Here is an 18,975-nt window from a genome sequence, read left to right as displayed (position 1 = left end):
GCTATGATTAATCGAATCATTACAGCGGCTATCTATAACCGTGTGTTGGTGTTGTTGCTCAGTGTGGCGATTGGTATTTGGGGATGGGTCGCATTTCAAAAAACGCCTTTGGATGCGATTCCGGATTTATCGGATGTGCAAGTCATTATCAAAACACCTTATGCCGGCCAAACGCCTCAGGTGGTAGAAGATCAAGTCACTTATCCCATTTCTAAACTGATGATGTCGGTACCTAAAACCAAAGTGGTACGCGGCTATTCATTTTTTGGCGATTCTTATGTTTATGTGTTGTTTAAAGATGGCACGGATCCCTATTGGGCGCGTTCACGAGTGTTGGAATATCTCAGCCAAGTCAAAGGCGCGTTGCCAGCAGATGTACAACCGACCTTAGGGCCGGATGCTTCGGGGGTTGGCTGGGTGTATGAATATGCCTTGGTTGATAAAACCCATCACCATGACTTATCACAACTCAGAACCCTGCAAGATTGGTTCTTGAAGTACGAGTTGCAGTCGGTTCCTGGGGTATCGGAAGTGGCATCGGTTGGCGGCATGATCAAGCAATATCAAGTGACGATAGACCCAAACAAACTTCGCGCTTATCACTTGAGTTTGCAGCAAGTGGAAAAAGCGGTTCGCAGCTCTAGTGTGGAAATGGGGGCATCGGTTATCGAGCAGGGTGAAGCCGAGTATATGGTGGCGTTGAAAGGTTACGTGACTAAGGTGAAGCAATTGGGAGAAGTCCCGGTCGGTGTTTTTTCACAAGATCAGACGCCTGTGTTGTTGAAAGACATTGCGCAAATCAAACTTGGTCCGCAACCGAGACGTGGCATTGCCGAGCTAAACGGTAAAGGCGAAGTGGTTGGCGGTATTATCGTAATGCGCTCTGGCGAAAATGCGCTGAAAGTTATCCAAGCCGTTAAGCAAAAATTGGCCGAGTTGAAACCTGGATTGCCGCAAGGCGTAGAAATCAAGGAAGTCTATGACCGTTCCAGTTTGATTAACCGTTCAGTGGACACCTTAAAACATAAGTTGATTGAAGAGATTATTGTTGTCGCGTTGATTTCTCTGGTGTTTTTGATGCACTTACGTTCAGCGCTGGTGGCAGTGGTTTCTTTACCGCTAGGGATTCTCGGCGCATTTATTATTCTCGAAAAGCTGGGTGTGTCAGCCAATATTATGAGCTTGGGTGGTATTGCTATCGCCATCGGAACCATGGTGGATGCATCGATTGTGATGATCGAGAATGCACATAAACATCTCGAAGCCTATCATCGAGAAACAGGTGAAGTGGCAACAGGCGAAACCCATTGGCGTTTGATTCTGGATGCGTCAAAAGAAGTGGGTCTACCTCTATTCTTATCGTTGTTGATTATTGCGTTGAGCTTTATCCCAATCTTTTCATTGCAAGAGCAGGCGGGGCGTATGTTTACGCCGCTGGCACTGACGAAAACTTTGGCTATGGCTGTAGCGGCTGGGCTGGCGGTTTCATTGGTGCCGGTGTTGATTGGTTATTTTGTGCGAGGCAAGGTTCCACATGAAACAGATAACCCGATTAACCGATTTCTAATTGCAGGTTATAGACCAGTATTGGCTAAGCTCCTGCATTGGCCGAAAACCATTGTCGCTGTAGCTTTGTTGCTGTTTGTCTCGGCGTTTTATCCTTGGCAACATCTCGGCTCGGAGTTTATGCCAGAGTTGGAAGAGGGTGATTTACTCTATATGCCGACGACGTTACCCGGTTTGTCGATTGGTGAGGCGCAAAGTCTGTTGCAAGAAACTGATGCATTAATCAAAAGCTTCCCAGAGGTGAAAAGCGTTTTCGGCAAAATCGGCCGTGCGGATACCGCGACGGATCCGGCACCCTTGACGATGATTGAAACCACCATTCAGCTAAAACCAAAATCGGAATGGCCTCAAGGCATGACTTTACCCAAGTTGATTAACGCACTGAACGATAAGGTGAAATTTCCAGGAGTGACCAATGCTTGGGTTCAGCCAATCAAAACGCGGATTGATATGCAGTCTACCGGCATTAAAACCCCAATCGGTATCAAAATCGCGGGCGATGACTTGCATCAAATAGATAAGATTGGCCGTCAACTGGAAGCGGTATTGAAAACCATTCCCGGCACTTTATCTGCCTATGCTGAGCGTTCCGAAGGCGGGCGTTATATGGATATTCTGCCAAAACGAAAAGCCATGGCACGTTATGGTCTGAGCATGACAGAGTTGGCGGATATTTTGTCCACTTCAGTCGGTGGCAAGGTATTGCAAACCACCTTGGAAGGCAGAGAACGCTATACCATGAATTTGCGTTATCCGCAGGTTTGGCGAGACTCTTTGCAGAAACTACAAACGCTACCGATAGTGACCGCGAAAGGTAACCAACTACAGTTAGGTGAGGTCGCAGATATTGTGGTGAAGCTCGGGCCACCGATGATTAAATCGGAGAATGCTCGCTTGAACGGTTGGGCGTTTGTTGATCTAAACAAGGGCGTGGATTTGGCAAGCTACGTGCAAAATGCGCAGAAAATTGTCGAGCAAAAAGTCAAATTACCACCGGGTTACAGCATCAGTTGGACAGGGCAATATGAGTATCTGTTGAAAGCGCAAGAGTCGCTGGAACATATCGTGCCCCTGACTGTGTTGATAATCTTCTTGCTGCTTTATTTCATTTTTAAAGATGTGGTCGAAGCCATGATGATTTTGTTGGTGATTCCTTTTGCGTTACTGGGATCGCTTTGGTTCTTATGGTGGTTGGATTATGCCTATTCCGTTGCCGTCGCGGTGGGGATGATCGCGCTTGCCGGGGTAGCCGCAGAGTTTGGGGTAGTGATGTTGTTGTACTTGAAGCAGGCAATTACGCATGCAAAAGAGTCACATCAATTGAATTCTCCACAAGATTTGCGAGCAGCAATTATGCAAGGTGCGGTACAGCGCGTGCGCCCCAAAGCCATGACGGTAGCGGTGATTGTCATCGGGTTATTGCCGATTCTATTCGGCACAGGCACGGGGGCAGATGTGATGAAACGTATTGCGGCACCGATGATTGGCGGCATGATTTCCGCCCCGATTGTCTCGATGGTGCTGATTCCTGTATTGACCTATTTACTCTATCGTAAGCGACTGTTCGGTAAACCGCATAGCGAAGCGAATCTTGCTCCAAAAGCAGAGGAGACACACTCATGAAAATGAAATTGAATAAGACAATAAGCACGGTGCTTCTGGTAAGTGGTTTGTTATTTGTCAGCCTGAACGCTTGGTCGGCAGATAAGGTGAATAGCGACCAGCCAGCACCACGCGTACCCACTCAGGTGTTTCAACAGGACGCGCAGTTAATGCGTTTGTATCAAACCGCATTGCAGAACAACCCCAGCCTGGCAGTTTTTTCGGCCAAAGAGCAGGCGGCATTTAGCCAACAAAAACAAGCGGCTTCCTATGAAAAAGCGCAGCTACAGCTTCAATCGGAGCTGAGCTATGCCTGGATGAAGAAGAAGGATTTTGGCCGCACGGCAAACCAGCTAAAAGCCAGTTATCCCTTGTATCAGCCGGATAAGACCGATTTGACACAAGCGGCAAACTTTCAGTTCAATGCCGCGCAATGGTCGTTGGAAGCACAAAAGCAAAACCTGATGTTGCAGGTGGCCGACCTCTATTATCGTTACTGGTCCCAACAAGCTCAGGTTGAATTTTTGTTGAAAGAAAAACGTTCGATTTCTTCTATTTTGGTACAAGTTCGAAAACGCTTTCAGGTGGGGTATCAGAACTTGAATGATATTGCTGAAATCCAAGCGAGATTGGATAACAATCAGGCTGATTTGCTTGAAGCCAAGCAGGTTTTGGCCATTACCGAATCTAATTTGGTGGCGCTGGTGGGCGAATCCGTCAACTTAGATAAAATGCTGATGCCACAAGGGTTGCCAAGTGATGGTTTGTTGAAAAATCGTTTGCGACTACCACATGAAAAAATCAGTGTGCAACAAAGCTGGTTCATGCAAAACCCAGGGTTAAAGGCTTTGCGTCAGCAAGAGCAAGCAGCTAATCGGCAAGTGGATTATGAGAAAAACAAAAACGGCGTGCAGTTAGATGCTTTTGGCGCTTATGTTTACAACGATAGTGACGGTAATTTCTACGATGATATGCAGGGCGTTAAAGGTGGATTGGAGTTGAAATACCCGTTATATCTGGGTGGTAGAACCGATGCGGCAGTTGCCAAGTCGCGAGCAAATGTGTCACAGGTTCAGGCGCAACAGCGGCAATTAATGCTGAAGCTGCAAGCCATCGCACGCAATAGTTTGCTAAGTTATCAAGCGGGTATTGAGCGTTTGGTTGCGCTACAAGCAGCGCTGTCTTCCAACCAAGAAGCCGTAAAGGCCACTGAAAAAGGATTGCAGACCGGTACACGCAATATTTTGGATTTGCTCAATGCGCAACGAAGTTTGCATAAAGCACAGCGAGACGTGCCGATGACTCGCGCCAAAATTTGGCAAAGTTGGTTTGAGTTCTATGGTGCTTTGGGTTTGTTACAACCCTCTGAAGTAGCATCTTAAATTAGGTTGGTTTGCTTAAATGTTCATAAGCTGTCGTTAAAAGCACAGTTAACGACAGTGTTTTACGGTAAAATGAGCGATCTTTATAAACACTTAATCTTATTATTTATCCCATGCAAAAAACCTTGGAAGTTGAAAAGAAAGCGATAAAACTCGTCATGATCGGTGACGTCTTAATGGCGGTGCTGGGCTTAAGCTTTTTCTATTTGACGCATTCGCAAGCGATTTTGATGGATGGTCTTTACCCTTTTATTGATATGGTCGCGGGTTTGATGACGCTTCGCGTGGCAACGCTGATTTCAAAGCAAGCCAATCAAAACGAACCTTTCGGTTATGCAATATACGAGCCGTTACTGAACTTCATTAAAGGCATTATGGTCGTGGTGGTGATTATTTTCGCCATCTATGCCTCCATACATGCGTTACTCAATGGTGGGCGCCATGTTGTGGCAGACATTGCGGTTTTCTATGCAGTTGTTGCTTCCTTGCTTGGTTTTGTCCTGTCTTACTTCCTTCACCGTATGAACCGAAGTGTGAATTCCGCGTTGATAGACGTTGATTTACAGGGGTGGCTGATTGGGGGCGTACTCAGTTTGGCAGTTGGGATTTCTTTCGGCTTTTCAATGTGGCTATCCCATACCGACTACAAGCAATGGGTGCCTTATACGGATCCAGTCGTCATTTTGGTGTTGGTCATGCTCATGCTGCCGATGCCACTAAAAGTAGTCAAACAAAATGGCCTACAGTTGATTGGCCGTTTTGAGAATGCAGAAATTTCTGAGGAAATTGAAGAGTTGGTTCGCAATGAATTAAAAGAAGATCGTTTTATTGGATTTGAAAAACGCTACTTTCAATTTGGTCGTTCCATTTATGTACAGCTTTATATTCAAATGAAGCCGGATGCAGACTTTAACCTGCAAGAAGCGGATTTGTTCCGTACTCATCTCTATCACAAGCTGAAACAACGCTATGAGTATTTGGCGGTGGACGTTATCTTTACGGCAGACCCTGTTTGGGCAAAACGACCTGTTGAGGATGCGGACTAATGGCTTATGCGGTGCCCGCTGAGCTGACGCGAGCGGAAATCGAAATCAAGAAAAGTCGTTTTATTGCCTATGCGCAACAAGTTGAAACCCGCGAGCAAGGCATGAAGTGGCTTGCAGAAATCAAACAACAATATCCTGATGCCCGTCACCATTGCTGGGCTTATCTGATTGGTAATCCATCTTGCGCTTCCAATGCTGGAATGGGCGATGATGGTGAACCATCCGGCACGGCAGGTAAACCGATTTTAAACGTACTACAACATAAAGGTGTTGGCGACATTATGGTGATTGTCGTGCGTTATTTTGGTGGTATCAAGCTTGGTGCAGGTGGTCTGACACGAGCTTATGGACAAGCAGCTCAAGCGGTCATGGAAGTTTTGCCTATTACCGAACAGGTTGAAATGACCGCAATAGACGTAACTTGTGATTTCGCTTTGGAAAAGCAAGTTCGCCACTTTATTGATGAGGGTGAAGGTAAGCTTGATTCGGTAGACTATTCCAATCAAGTTACTTTACATATCCAGCTTCCGACATTAAATATTGATATTTTTTGTCAGCATCTCGAACAGAATCGCTGCTCATACCACATACCACTCTAATCACTCAAAATACAAAATCTGCCAGGCTGGGTAAAAAATTAAGTAAAAAAAACCGCTGAAATGACAGGAACAGCGGTTAATGATTGGCACTCTGAAAAGCCAACATATATGCAATTTACGATCACCAAACATTTCTAACCTACAATCGAGCAAACTTTAGTTAAAGGTCAAAATTCTTGTAATCGGTCATTGAAAAAGAACGTTTGTTTATACGGCGGTTATGACCTAAGCATTAAGGTTGAGGATCATATTTTATTATTTTATGGCTTAGGTAAAAACTTCACCAGAACAAACGTTCGTTTCTATTCTTGCGTTTTAAGAATCAAATTGCAATAGAAACAAATATTTAAATTTTTTTTGAGATATAAGGTCAGTCTATAAAAGTCTTTAGGTGTGTGGTTTCATAGGGTTATTAGAATAATATTTTCGCGTGTTGATCGGTTTATAAATCGCGGCCTGTTAGCTGCTTCTAGTGAAATATATTGCGCGTGAATATAAAGCGTTAATGGGAGGCGACCCAAGTGAAAGTTTCGAGTAGAATTACAAAATAGAATAAAAATATTTAGGTAAAAATCTATGAGCTCCCATGATCGCATACTGGCATGCGCGACCGAATTGTTTTCCAAGGACGGGTTTGAAGCAGTTTCCATGAGGGAAATAGCCAAAGCTGCAGACTTGCATACGGTTTCATCTTTGTATAATCACTTCAAAGATAAGCAAAGTCTTTATGAGGCGGTTCTGAAGTCTGTTTGTGATAATCACAATTCAGAGGTTTGTTCTGTGCTTTCTGGAGATGAAGAGTCCGAAGAAAAGCTTAAAAAGATGATTTTTTTAAACATAAAGAAAATGTCTGAAGACATGACTTTTAGGCGTTTGATTCTCAGAGAGTTGGTACAAAACAACCCTGAAAAACTACAATTTCTTGCGGAAAAAGCGCTTTCAGAGAGCTGTACGCGGCTGGAAAAAGTGCTCTGTGAAATTAACCCGAATGCAGATCATCATTATGTAATTACTTCTTTACTTGGGTTGATTATTTTCCACTTACAAATTGATGGTATGAGAGATTACTTGCCTGCAGTGCAGGAAAAACATCATCAGTTAGATTATTTGGCTGAAAAAATTTATGCCACTACAATCTCCAATCTGCAAACTTAGTATTTGCTATGACTGTAACTTTTATAGTTGATAAGGTTACTACGCTACACAACAAATGATGAGAAGCTGAAGACACGCTTGGTTCAGTGAATTATATGAATCAAGTCAGGCTTCATATCCAATTTCCGATATAAATATCGATACCTTTTATCCGTATCTTAAACAGAATCTCCATTCATTCCTTATCCTTCTTAATCGCTAATAAAACCTGCCAGGCTGGGGTGTGACAATTTGTCACATTGTTTAATTCTAGGCACTTCCGTAAGATTCCCTCAAATTTTTTAAGGAGTTTTTCACTCTGTTTTTCTTGTGTAAGTTCACAGAAAAATCAGTGGTGAGATATGAAAATACTGGGAGTAATAATAATGCCAAAATTAAAAAAACTACCTCTTGGGATTTGCTTAGCGGTGCTATCTATGTCATCTAAAGCAGAAACGTCTTTGGATGCAGTTACTGTTACCGCGACAAAACAAGAAAGAAAAGCGTTGAACGTGTCACAAAGTGTTGATGTGGTTGAAAGCAAAACGATTCAAAAGAAGAATGCACGTAACATCAATGATGTCATCAAAACCATGCCTGGTGTGATAGCAGTCAGCAAAAACGGGGGGTATGACTCCCGATTGATTATCCGTGGGGCGGGTTTAAAAGCACCTTACGGTGTTCGTGAAATCATGGTATTGCGTGATGGTGTACCGATGACCGACCCAGACAGTTTCACCCGTTTTGATTTTGTCGATATTGATGATATTAGCTCGGTTGAAGTGTTTAAAGGACCAGGTTCTATTGCGGCTTCTAATGCAAGTGGGGGCGTATTGTCGATTAACTCCCAGTCTGTTTTCGATGGAACTAAGGACTATATAAAATTAGGTGCAGGTAGCGAAACGAGCCGTAATGCCGCATTGCACAAAACTTGGGAAGCCGGGCAAAACGATAACTTTTCTATTCAATTCTCTCGTCGCCAGGCGGACAATAATTGGCGTGAGTGGAATCAGTTTGATACGACACAATTTTCTATTAAACAAGGTCATTTCTTTAAAGGTGAATCAACGCTAGAGTCAGAAATCAGTTATCAGGAATCGAACCTTAAATTGCCTGGCTCATTAAGCGCTACCGGTTATGCGAATTATCTGAAAACCGGTAAAACGATTAATGATAAAACTAATACTGGTTCGGCTTTTTCTAAAAGTGCGCGTGACAGTAAAACTTTGTTCTTCAATACGCGTTACAAAACCAAGTTGAGTAAAACACTTGAGTTTAAACCTCAGTTTTATGTCAATCAATGGCAGCATTTTCACCCTGTAACAGGGATTATCAATGATGCGAAAGACAACTATGTGATTGGTACAGATTTGATGTTTGACCGCAAACACCAGCTTTTCGGTCACGATGCGAGTCAGGTGTTCGGTTTGACCTTGAGAGGCGATATTCGTAACCAAGGTAAGAAATACCAGTACCGAGATACCGTGGTTAAGTATGGCAGAATCGTAGATGTGACGTCTGATGCGAAAGGTACTTTGGCCAGCGTAGAAGATTCATCAAACCTATTGAGCGGTGCTTATTTCCAACAAACGCTTTCACCTGCGGACCGTTGGAAAATGGATTTGGGCTTGCGCTATGACCATCTCGCGATGGATATTGCCGGTGATGAATACTGGAAATACGATTATGCTCAGGCTAAGTACCTTGCAGGGCAGGGGCATTATACGACGCGAGCTAACTATGATTTGTTTGCGCCAAAAGTATCGGTGAACTATGAATTGGCGAAGGCATCCCGTTTATACACGACGGTCAGTGCGGCTCAACAAGCGCCGACTGAAAGCGAAATCAGCAATAACCGATCTTATGGTCAGGCAACGGATCTAAAAGCCTCAACTGCGTTGCAGTATGAAGTGGGATATAAGCGTAATACACAAAAGCTACAAACTACATTTGCGCTGTACCAGATAGATTTAACTGATGAAATTGTCGCGGTAAAAAATGGCACAACAACTTACTATGTGAACGCGGGTAAAACCCAGAAAAAGGGTGCTGAGTTGAATTTAGGTTATCAGCTTTTATCAACAGTGGATGTTGGTGGATCGGCTGCATGGCAGGATTACCGTTACCTAGATTATAAAGACAGTGGTGCGAATTATTCCGGTAAGCATGTTCGTTTTATTCCTGAGCAACAGTATTCGATTTTTGCTAATTATCAGAAGAAAGGCTATCAAGCACGTGTTGAAGGCTTGGCATTCGGTAGTTACTACATTGACGATGCTAATACCGAAAAATACAGCGGCTATAACATGGTGACCAATGCGATGGTGGCTTATCGCCACAAAGCGCATTTGTTCCAACTAAATGTGAATAACGTATTTGACATGCGTTATGCGGAAGAAGTTTCTAAAGATAGCCGTGGTAGTTACAGTTATAGCCCGGGAGCACTACGAAATATCCAGCTTAACTATCGTTACAAACTATAAGTAGGTGGCGTCATGAATAATCTGTTGAACTGGCCTTTATTAGGCACAATTTATCGCTCACCAGCATTATTGAATCTCTTGAGAGTTTTGGTTTTGGCGCTGTTTTCCAGCGCGGTTTACTTCGGTCTGAGCTATCCTGAGGAGTCGGAAAACCCTTATACCTTGGCTGTCTTCTGGTCATTGTTTTGGCCATTTTTCTTGATTCTATCAATGGTGACTTTGGGGCCAATGTTTTGTTCGGTGTGTCCGCATAGTTTTATCGGTAAATACCTGAATAGAATAGGTCCGAAAAAGCTCATGCCAAATTGGATGCGCAACCGTTGGTGGGGTTTTGGACTGTTGCTGGTGAGTTATTGGGTGCCGGTTTATGTTTTCCCTGACTTCCTTAAGGTGCCTTTTGTCAGTGCCATGTATTTCTTGGTGTTAACAGTGATCGCTTTTGCAGGATTTTATCTCTACCGAAATATGGACTATTGTCGCTATGTTTGCCCAATTGGTTCGGTCATCAAATCCTATGGAAAAGTCGGTGCGGCAACGCTAAAAACAGATCAAAATGAATGTAAAACTTGCCGAAGTTTTGATTGTGTAAAGTCTTGTGAGTGGAGCCTGAGACCCTATTTGTTTGAAAAGAAAAACAATATGCAGGATTGCACGCTCTGCATGGACTGTCATCATGCTTGTGATTCTGTTCAGTGGAATCTGGGGGCTTTTGCCAAGCAGGTCAGTGAGCCGGTAAAACAGCTGGATAAAATGGCGATTTGGGTTTTTATTTCGTTGTTGGCTGTTATTACCATCACCATGCGTTTTCACCATGCATTAGGCCACAGTCCAATTAAAAGTGAATTGCCTTGGGTTCAGACTGGGCAATGGTTGGACTCGATAATGCCGACCATTCCAATGATTGATTGGGTTGGGTTTTCTGCATTAGTCATGGCCATTGTGCTCACTTTTGGTGTTGTGTTGGGTAGTTTTGCTTTGACGAGTAAATTGACCAAGATTGAATATAACCGAGTGTTTGAGCATGCTGGTTTGGCGCTTGCGCCTCTAATGCTGATTGGTGCATTAAGCCATATAGGCAGCTTTTTCTTTTTGCACTATGCGTCGGATTTGGGTAATGCCTTTTATTGGCTGGTCGGTTCGGATGCAACGATGAATCCCCTTGCAACCCGCAGAGATGCTTGGGTGCATTTGTTTGGCCTATTTAATTATTTAGCGGTCATTGTTGCTGCCTATGTATTGGTCAAAAAACTCAAACAGCTCCAGCTTTCCGGCAGAAAATTGGTTGTGGCAACTTTGACTTCTGGGTCGATGATTTGGATCTATTTGGGCTTGGTTGTGTTCACTCAATGGGCAATGATGCACCATTAGATTTTGTTAGTTAGGCTTGCGCTTTTAGGCGCAAGCCCGTTGCGTTAAAAATTTCATTTGCTTGTAAAGTTCAGTAAGCATAATATTCAATTCTATTAATTGAGAAAACCGGGTTTATGGAAGACATTTCAAAAAAATTCATTCGCCGGATTTTTAAGAACTTTGGTCTAAAAGCAAAAAGCTCTGAAGAAGTTGCGCCTGCTTTTATGGCTTCGGTGTGCCAAGAAGTTTCAGATGTGCTGTCATTGGCCAATGATATTGAGCAACGCGAAGCTTCTAAATCTATTCATGCAATTCGCGTTACGTTTAAACGTTTAAGGGCTTATTGGCGGCTTATTTCCCCTGCTATAACTAAAGAAGAATTTAGAGAAGCGAATAATAGAATCCGCTCTACGGCAAAGCTTTTAGCTCAACATCGAGACCTTCAAGTTATGTTTGAGTCTCTGGAACAAATTGAAAGTTTGATGGTAGAAAAGTCTTTATCAAAAGAAACGCAAGCTTATTTGGATGAGTTGAAATCTGGCTTTGAAGCACAAATTGTACAGCAGGAAGAATCCTTGCCAGATATTGACTGGAATGTTATTCAGAAAGCCTTGAAGAAAGAGTTAGCAGCATGGCAAGCACTTTCGGTTGAACAAGACTTTATGCAGACACTACAGCAAGGTTTTCAAAAAACGCTATCTTCATGTCATCGCTATGCATTGGCAGGTATTGCTGTTGGGGCGACATCCGAAGACCGTCATGAATGGCGTAAATGGGTGAAGCATGGTTATTATCAGCTGAAACTACTGAAATCACTGGGTACGGACAAGGGAAAGAAAGCCATTCAGAAGCTTGACCAGCTAGGTAACTTACTGGGCAAAGAACACGATTTTGAGATTTTATATTTGCATTTAAAAGCCATGTCGAAAAAAATGAAGGTAGGCAAAAGCAAAAAAGAGGCGCACAAGACGTTAGAAAAATTCACGCGCCAGCGCCTGTCTCATCTTAAGAAGCAAGTGAATCACTTACATAGTGAGTTGCTTAAGTCTTGGTAACGGCCGTTCTGTAAACGGTATAATGACTCTCAGTCAACAAACACTTTAGAAAGCTATGTCAAACACCACCAAAAAAACTTCAATAGCAGAACAAAGTCTATTGGGTCAAAATACGCCCTACTGTCAAACGTACAATCCAGAGTTGTTATTTCCGATTCCTCGCCAGGAAAATCGTGATGAACTAGGGTTTGATCTAAATAGTTTGCCGTTTGTGGGCTTGGATATTTGGACAGCGTATGAGATCTCTTGGTTGAATGCAAAAGGTAAACCTCAGGTTGCCATCGCTGAGTTTGCATTTTCGGCTGATGCCCCTAATTTAATTGAATCCAAATCTTTTAAGCTCTATTTAAATTCCTTTAATGGATCGCGTTTTGGATCTGAGCAAGAAGTCATCAGCTTATGGGAAAAAGACTTATCCGCAGCCAGTGGTGGTGAAGTGTCGGTGGATATACGTCCAGTTGATGCGGAAGAATATCTTGGTAAGCTACCGGGCGACACTTTGGATGACTTGGATATCGAAGTAGACGCATACCAGGTATCACCCGAGTTATTGCATTGTGAATCGGATGAACAGGTTTCTGAAACCCTACATAGTCATTTATTGAAATCCAATTGTTTGGTGACAGGCCAGCCCGATTGGGGATCCGTTGTGATTCGGTATGAGGGAAGTAAAATAGAACGTGAAAGCCTACTGAAGTATTTAATTTCTTTCCGCAATCACAATGAGTTTCATGAGCAATGCGTTGAGCGTATTTTTACCGATATTCAAAAACATTGCATGCCGGAAAAGTTGACGGTTTACGCGCGTTATTTGCGTCGTGGAGGGTTGGATATTAATCCTTATCGTTCTAACTTTGAGGATGAGTTTGATTTGACTCGATTGAGCCGACAGTAAGAAAAATCTACCAGGCTGGGGTCAAGGGTTAACGTCTATTTCGGCTTTCATTGATATCTTTGATTAGCTCAGACAGTTCTTCGTACAGTTTTGTAAACTGCTTGAGCATTTGTTGCATACCGCCAATATCAAAGCTTTGAATCTTTTCTTTTAATTGTGCTGAGAAAGCTGTCAGCTCGGGCACGTCAAATGTTTTGCCTACCTCTTCTATATTGTCGGCAAAATCTTCAAGGTCTTCTAGGTTGTTGGTTTTGATCGCTCTTTTATGCTGTTGATCCAGTTTGTCTTCTAATGCTGCCGTAAAGTCCGTCAATTGGCTTTTAACCGTACTGGACAGTATCAATGGCTCTTGGGTATCAGTGCTTTCAACTTCTATTTCTTCATAAGCTAAGTGTTGGCAGAGCATCTGGAAAAGATCATGTTTGAGCACGGGTTTACGAAGGTAGCCATCGAAATGCGCGCGTTTGGTTTTCTCAAACTCATCTTGCATCACAGATGCCGTTAATGCGATAACCGGTATGGCAGGATGAGCGGATTTAATGATTTTGGCCGCCTCATAACCATCCATAACCGGCATGCGTATATCCATTAACACTAGGTCAAATGTTTCTAAAGAGGCTTTTTCGACGGCTTCTTGACCGTTCTGGGCTTGGGAAATTTGGATTTCCGTATCAATAAAGTTTTGCGCAATCAGTTCCCTGTTATCAGTGACATCGTCAACGACAAGGATTTTGGCCGGTTTGAAGTAAATATGATTCGGGTTGACGCGGTTCGCCATATATTGCGGGCTGTGTGTGGAGGCAATGTCCATTTGATGAAGTAGGATTTTAAAGGTCGAGCCTTTACCCACTTTACTTTCAACTTCAATATCGCCTTCCATCATTTCAATCAAACGTTTGGTGATGGATAAGCCAAGACCCGTTCCACCAAACTTACGGTTGTCTTGCCCGGACTGTTGCTCGAACACATTAAAGATACGGGCTTGTTCTTCTGGGGGAATACCAATACCGGTATCTTCCACTTCAATTAATAAATCCAGTTTGCTACGAGGCTGATCCAGGTTGATGGCGCGCACGGAAAGCTTGATATAACCGTTTTCGGTGAATTTAACCGCATTACCGAGTAGGTTGAACAACACTTGGCGAAGCCTGACCGAATCGAGAAGGATGGCTTCGGGAAGGTCGGGCGAAACATCCATAAACAAGTCGAGGCCCTTTTGCTGAACGTTCATGGAGAAAATATCGGAGATTTCCTGAAACAGTTCGGTAGGGTTGGTGGGTTGTTTGTGGAGCGTCATTTTGCCGGCTTCGATTTTGGATAAATCGAGAATGTCGTTAATCAGCATTAATAAGGTATTACCCGCTGATTGGATGGTGCGGATAAAGGTCTTGAGTCGAGGCTCTTTTATTTGGTCGTTGAGCAGCTCGGTAAAGCCGATAATGGCGTTCATTGGCGTACGGATTTCATGGCTCATATTGGCAAGGAATTCAGTTTTTGCCTGGTTGGCTGTTTCCGCCAACTCTTTAGCTTCGTTAAGCTGTTGTTCCATCTGAATACGGTCACTTAGGTCAACGTAAATGGACAGCAATGCCAGTTGGTTGTCATAGTGAATCGGTAGGATTGAAAGCATCATTTGTTTGCCGTTTCCATGAATGTCCTTCATGGGAACAATGCGCTGTTCTATTTTTCCATAGGTGTTGAGCTGCGTTTCGATTTCCTTTTGCTCTTCAGACCTTGTGTAATAGTCGCTCATTCTTTTTGTGTTTGGGTTTTCAGCATCGATGAGATAATTTTTTTGGGCCTTTTGGTTTGCCGAAAGAAGATTGCCTTGGTAGTCGGTTACCATGATGATGAGCGGCACACGATCGATGATAGCTTGAACTTGCTCTTGGTTTCGTTTGATGGATGTTTCTAACGCTTTTTGTTCGGTTTGGTCACGCCAGGAAACATAAATAGCAGGGTGTCCCTGATATTGAATCGCGGTGAGTACCACATCGACCCAAAACTCTTGGCCGCTGGATTTTTTCAGTATCCAATCTAGGCGAACGGTTCCACGGTTAAAACATTCTCTAACGGTATAGTCCACTTTGTCTTCAGAACTGACGCCTTCGGGTTGAAGCTCTGGTGACCATTTAATGGGTGAGGTGTTAATCAGTTGTTCTTTGGACTCAAGGCCGAGTAGGTCAAGAGCTGCATGGTTGCATGCAACAAAAACCTTATTTTGGATAATGAGGTGGGCATCGGCTGCGTTTTCAAATAGGTTTTGGAAGTTTTCTTTTTCGATTTGTAGGTGGTCTTCTGCGCGTTTTCGTTGACTGACTTCCCGTGAAAGCTTCAGGTTCCAGTAAATAATAAATCCGAGAATGATTAGGAAAACGCCAATAATCTTCAGCACCAACCAGTAGTCAACTTTTGATGCGAACTCAATTTTCGTCCAATTGTTGAGTATCTTGGTTCCAGATTCTTCGGTAACTTGTTTCATCACCTTATCAAGAATACTGTGTAATTCGGGTTCATCATTTCTGACGAATAAAGTGAGTTTCATCTCTATGGGCGTTTTGCCGACAATTTTCAGGGTATTGAGCCCCTTTTGCTTGATGAGATAGCTGGCTTTGGGCAATGACATGAGCGCAGCATCGTATTTGCCAATCGCAACCCCTTCTAGGGCTTCATCAGCGGTATTGGTTTGCGTAAATACTAGATAGGGAAATTTTTTATAAAGGCTATGGGTATAACCATAGCCTTTAATGAGTGCTATTTTTTTACCCTCAAGCTGCGTCAAACTGTTTACAAACTGGTTTTTGTCATTCATGACAATGATGATAGGGCTGTTTATATAGGGAGAGATAGGCAGATAATTTTGCTTCAGAATGGAATCATCAATATCACCGGAAATAATGTCCACAGCCTTATTTTTTGACAGGTTCAGAGTTTCTTGCCAAGAAGAGACTCGTTTGGGTTTGATTTTGATTGGAATCTTTTTTTCTATGGCTTTGAGGTTGTCGGCAACTATACCGATATAGCGGCCGTTTGAGGTAAAGGCTTCATAGGGCAGCCAGTTGGGGTCGCCTGCAAAAGTGATAGAAGCGTGTTTTGATAGCCAAGCCGTCTCTGAATTTGTTAATTTCAGTGACGTTAAATTAAAGGCCACTTTATCTTCTGGTTTTGTGAGCCAGTGACTGTAGATGTGTTTTTTCTCTAATGGCGTGATGTTATTGAGCGCTTTATTGAGAATAGACACTAATTCAGGTGCATCATCACGAACCATAAAATGAAGCGTTTGGGGTGTATTTCTTGTTGAGGCAAATGGATGGATGTTTGAGATGCCCTCTTTTTCGAGCTTAAAAGAGAGTACTGAGTAGGTATCGTAAAGAATTTGTGCTTTGTTTTGAATGACCGCATCGATTGCTTGGTTGAGATTGTCTGTTTTGAGTAGCTTGATTTGAGGAAAGTATTTTTTTAGGTATTCGATAGAGGCGTAGTCTTTTGGAACAGCGAGTACTTTTCCATTAAAGTCTTTAAGAGTTTGGGCTTTTAAATCATTGCGTACAAAAAAGTAGTTGAGCATTTTGAAGTAAGGCACGGAAAAAAGTGCGTAGTTTTTGCGCGCTTCTGTGATATTAGCCGCAGGAAGTAGGTCTATTTTTTTGTTTTTCAGTAAGGATAAATTATGTTGCCAAGCCCCTGCTTGGATATCAAATTTCAGTCCTGTTTTCTGGCTGATGAGTGTTAAGTAGTCTTTGGCAATGCCTTGATAGTGCCCTTGTGCATCGACAAAATCAAAAGGTGCCCAGTCGGTTTCACCAGCGACCTTGATAATGGGGTGTTTGGCTATCCACACTTGTTCTTTTGGTGTGAAGGCCTGACTGGTAGAGCTTGATGCCAAGAACCACTTGTTCAAAATGGTGTTTTTTTCGATTGGCGAAATGTCATCGAGGGCTTTTTGCATAATGGACGCCAATATCGGCCATTTTTTATTAATGGCAATAGAGGTGCTGGTTTGATAGCTATCAATCTTGGAAACAATTTTCAGGTTAGTCAGGTAATTTTTTTTGATTAGATAAGTTGCTACAGCAATATTACCGATATAGGCATTAACTTGGCCTGTTGCAACCTGCTCTAATGCTTCTGCATTTGAGTTGACGGAAACAATATGAATCTTGGGATAGGTTTTTTTTACCCATTCTTCTATATAAGAGCCACCATTTAGTGCCAGTGCTTTCCCGTTGAGCTCTTTGAGTGATTGGAGTTTGCTTGTGGAATTGACAACCATTGCCAGCGGCATGGTGGTATAGGGTGTGGTAAAGAATAAGTAGGGTGTGCGTTGAGGTGTTTTAACAGCACATGACAATCCATATAACTTACCGGATTTCGCATCTTTTAGAATCTCTGCCCATACACCACTTTTGACTTTAATGGTTAACCCAGTTTTTTTGGAGATTAATTTGAGGAAGTCGGCAGCGATACCCGCATGCTGTTTTGGGCTGGTCGAAAATTCAAATGGAGGCCAGTTGTAGTCGGCTCCTAGCGTAATGGTTGGATGCTGTTTTATCCACTCTTTTTCTTCTGTCGTTAGCTGCAAAGCTGCTTGGGCAGTAAACGAGACTACCCAGAGCGATGCTAGAAGAAGCGTTTTAAGATTCAGCAATTTTCTTAAATTCATCTACATTGTTCGAGAAGATTTCGATAAGTTGAGGGTCGAAGTGTTTCCCATTTTGTTCTAAGACAAAGTTGGTAGCATCATCAAGACCCCATGCTTCTTTATAAACGCGTTTATGGGTTAAGGCATCAAATACGTCGGCAACGGCAACTATCCGCGCGTAGATATGGATATTTTCTCCACTTAATCCCTGAGGGTAGCCTGAACCATCCCATTTCTCATGATGTTGTAGGGCAATGATTTCTGCAGCTTTCATGAATTTTCGTTTTGAAATTCGCATGACTTCTGCAGCACGGGTGGTATGGGTTTTCATTATCTCAAACTCTTCTTCCGTTAACTTACCGGGTTTGCAGAGTATGTGGTGTGGAATGGTAATTTTGCCAATATCATGCATGGGTGCGGCATGAAAGATGATTTCTACATCATCCGCAGAAAGTCCTGGATGGTATTCTGCCAATAACCGCGAATATTCAGCTACACGACGGATATGTTTGCCAGTTTCATCGGAGGTGGCTTCCATCAGCTCAGTTAAGACGTAAATCATTTCTTTCTGGTTTTCTTCCAGTTCGGTCATGAAACGTTTTTCTTTGCTGATGAGGCTATTTTGCAAGGCAATGTTGTGTTGTTTCAATAGCTTTTTGGCTGTAAATAGATCGAGATGATTCCTGACTCGTGCAATGAGTTCTTCAGCGTGGAAAGGTTTGGTGATGTAGTCAACCGCACCGAGTTTGAATCCTTGGCTGATAGAATCAATATCAACTTTCGCGGTGAGGAAAATAACGGGAATATCAGCCGTCATAGGGTTGCGCTTAAGGCGTGAGCAAACTTCAAAGCCGTTAAGGCCAGGCATCATGATATCGAGTAGAATCAAGTCAAAATCGTTTTCTTCTAGCAGGGCAAGTGCTTTTTCGCCATTGAGTGCAAAAGAAAATTGATAATGGCCTTCTTTTAAAATATTCATTGCGACTTGAATATTTTCAGAAACATCATCAACAATAAGAATGTGATATCGATCTTTCATAAGACTCATCTTTGCTCATCCTAAGCTTAATGTTCGTTGAAATCTGAACACAACAAGCTGTGTGCGAAATATTTCGTATACTCACGAATAGCAATCATCGATTAAATTGTCAAAAAATTCAAGTAATTCATAAAGGTTTCATATTTTCTCCTTGTTATATTTGGGAAATCTATTTATGTATA

At 42.8% G+C, this 18,975-nt stretch carries 11 protein-coding genes; 9 read left to right on the top strand and 2 right to left on the bottom strand.

The window, feature by feature from the left end:
* The first annotated feature begins 3 nt into the window (after positions 1–3).
* From N745_RS0110805 to queF, 9 genes are all read left to right on the top strand, one after another.
* Positions 4–3,189, top strand: coding sequence for an efflux RND transporter permease subunit (locus N745_RS0110805; RefSeq protein WP_024852143.1), 3,186 nt, complete (start codon positions 4–6; stop codon positions 3,187–3,189).
* Positions 3,186–4,550 carry a TolC family protein gene (locus N745_RS0110800; protein WP_024852142.1) on the top strand — a complete coding sequence of 455 codons (1,365 nt, stop codon included), beginning with the start codon at positions 3,186–3,188 and terminating at the stop codon, positions 4,548–4,550. The genes N745_RS0110805 and N745_RS0110800 overlap by 4 nt, the downstream gene beginning before the upstream one ends.
* Before the next feature lie 113 nt (positions 4,551–4,663).
* Positions 4,664–5,596 (top strand): cation diffusion facilitator family transporter, encoded by a 933-nt coding sequence (locus N745_RS0110795; RefSeq protein WP_024852141.1) that lies wholly within the window; start codon positions 4,664–4,666, stop codon positions 5,594–5,596.
* Positions 5,596–6,195: a YigZ family protein gene (locus tag N745_RS0110790; protein ID WP_024852140.1), complete on the top strand. Its 600-nt coding sequence runs from the start codon at positions 5,596–5,598 to the stop codon at positions 6,193–6,195. The genes N745_RS0110795 and N745_RS0110790 overlap by 1 nt, the downstream gene beginning before the upstream one ends.
* A gap of 576 nt (positions 6,196–6,771) precedes the next feature.
* A complete protein-coding gene (locus N745_RS0110785; protein WP_024852139.1) occupies positions 6,772–7,350 on the top strand; it encodes a TetR/AcrR family transcriptional regulator in 579 nt (192 codons plus the stop codon).
* Positions 7,351–7,715: 365 nt separating this feature from the next.
* On the top strand, positions 7,716–9,812 hold the full coding sequence (locus N745_RS0110780; RefSeq protein ID WP_024852138.1) for a TonB-dependent receptor: 2,097 nt from the start codon (positions 7,716–7,718) through the stop codon (positions 9,810–9,812).
* A gap of 12 nt (positions 9,813–9,824) precedes the next feature.
* A complete protein-coding gene (locus N745_RS0110775) occupies positions 9,825–11,180 on the top strand; it encodes a 4Fe-4S binding protein (protein WP_024852137.1) in 1,356 nt (451 codons plus the stop codon).
* Positions 11,181–11,296: 116 nt separating this feature from the next.
* The gene (locus tag N745_RS0110770) at positions 11,297–12,217 is read left to right on the top strand and encodes a CHAD domain-containing protein (protein WP_024852136.1); all 921 of its coding nucleotides are present in this window, start codon (positions 11,297–11,299) and stop codon (positions 12,215–12,217) included.
* A gap of 55 nt (positions 12,218–12,272) precedes the next feature.
* Positions 12,273–13,112: an NADPH-dependent 7-cyano-7-deazaguanine reductase QueF gene (gene queF / locus N745_RS0110765; RefSeq protein ID WP_024852135.1), complete on the top strand. Its 840-nt coding sequence runs from the start codon at positions 12,273–12,275 to the stop codon at positions 13,110–13,112.
* Positions 13,113–13,140: 28 nt separating this feature from the next.
* On the opposite strand, the gene N745_RS12390 is transcribed toward queF, so the two are convergent.
* Positions 13,141–17,775 carry a transporter substrate-binding domain-containing protein gene (locus N745_RS12390; protein WP_024852134.1) on the bottom strand — a complete coding sequence of 1,545 codons (4,635 nt, stop codon included), beginning with the start codon at positions 17,773–17,775 and terminating at the stop codon, positions 13,141–13,143.
* Positions 17,747–18,793 carry an HD domain-containing phosphohydrolase gene (locus N745_RS0110755; protein WP_024852133.1) on the bottom strand — a complete coding sequence of 349 codons (1,047 nt, stop codon included), beginning with the start codon at positions 18,791–18,793 and terminating at the stop codon, positions 17,747–17,749. The genes N745_RS12390 and N745_RS0110755 overlap by 29 nt, the downstream gene beginning before the upstream one ends.
* Between the last annotated feature and the right edge of the window lie 182 nt (positions 18,794–18,975).

Origin of the sequence: Hydrogenovibrio kuenenii DSM 12350, from assembly GCF_000526715.1 — a bacterium.
Classification (GTDB): Bacteria; Pseudomonadota; Gammaproteobacteria; order Thiomicrospirales; family Thiomicrospiraceae; genus Hydrogenovibrio; species Hydrogenovibrio kuenenii.
The sequence above is the reverse complement of the archived record's forward strand: the minus strand, read 5'-3'. Positions and strand labels throughout refer to the sequence as shown.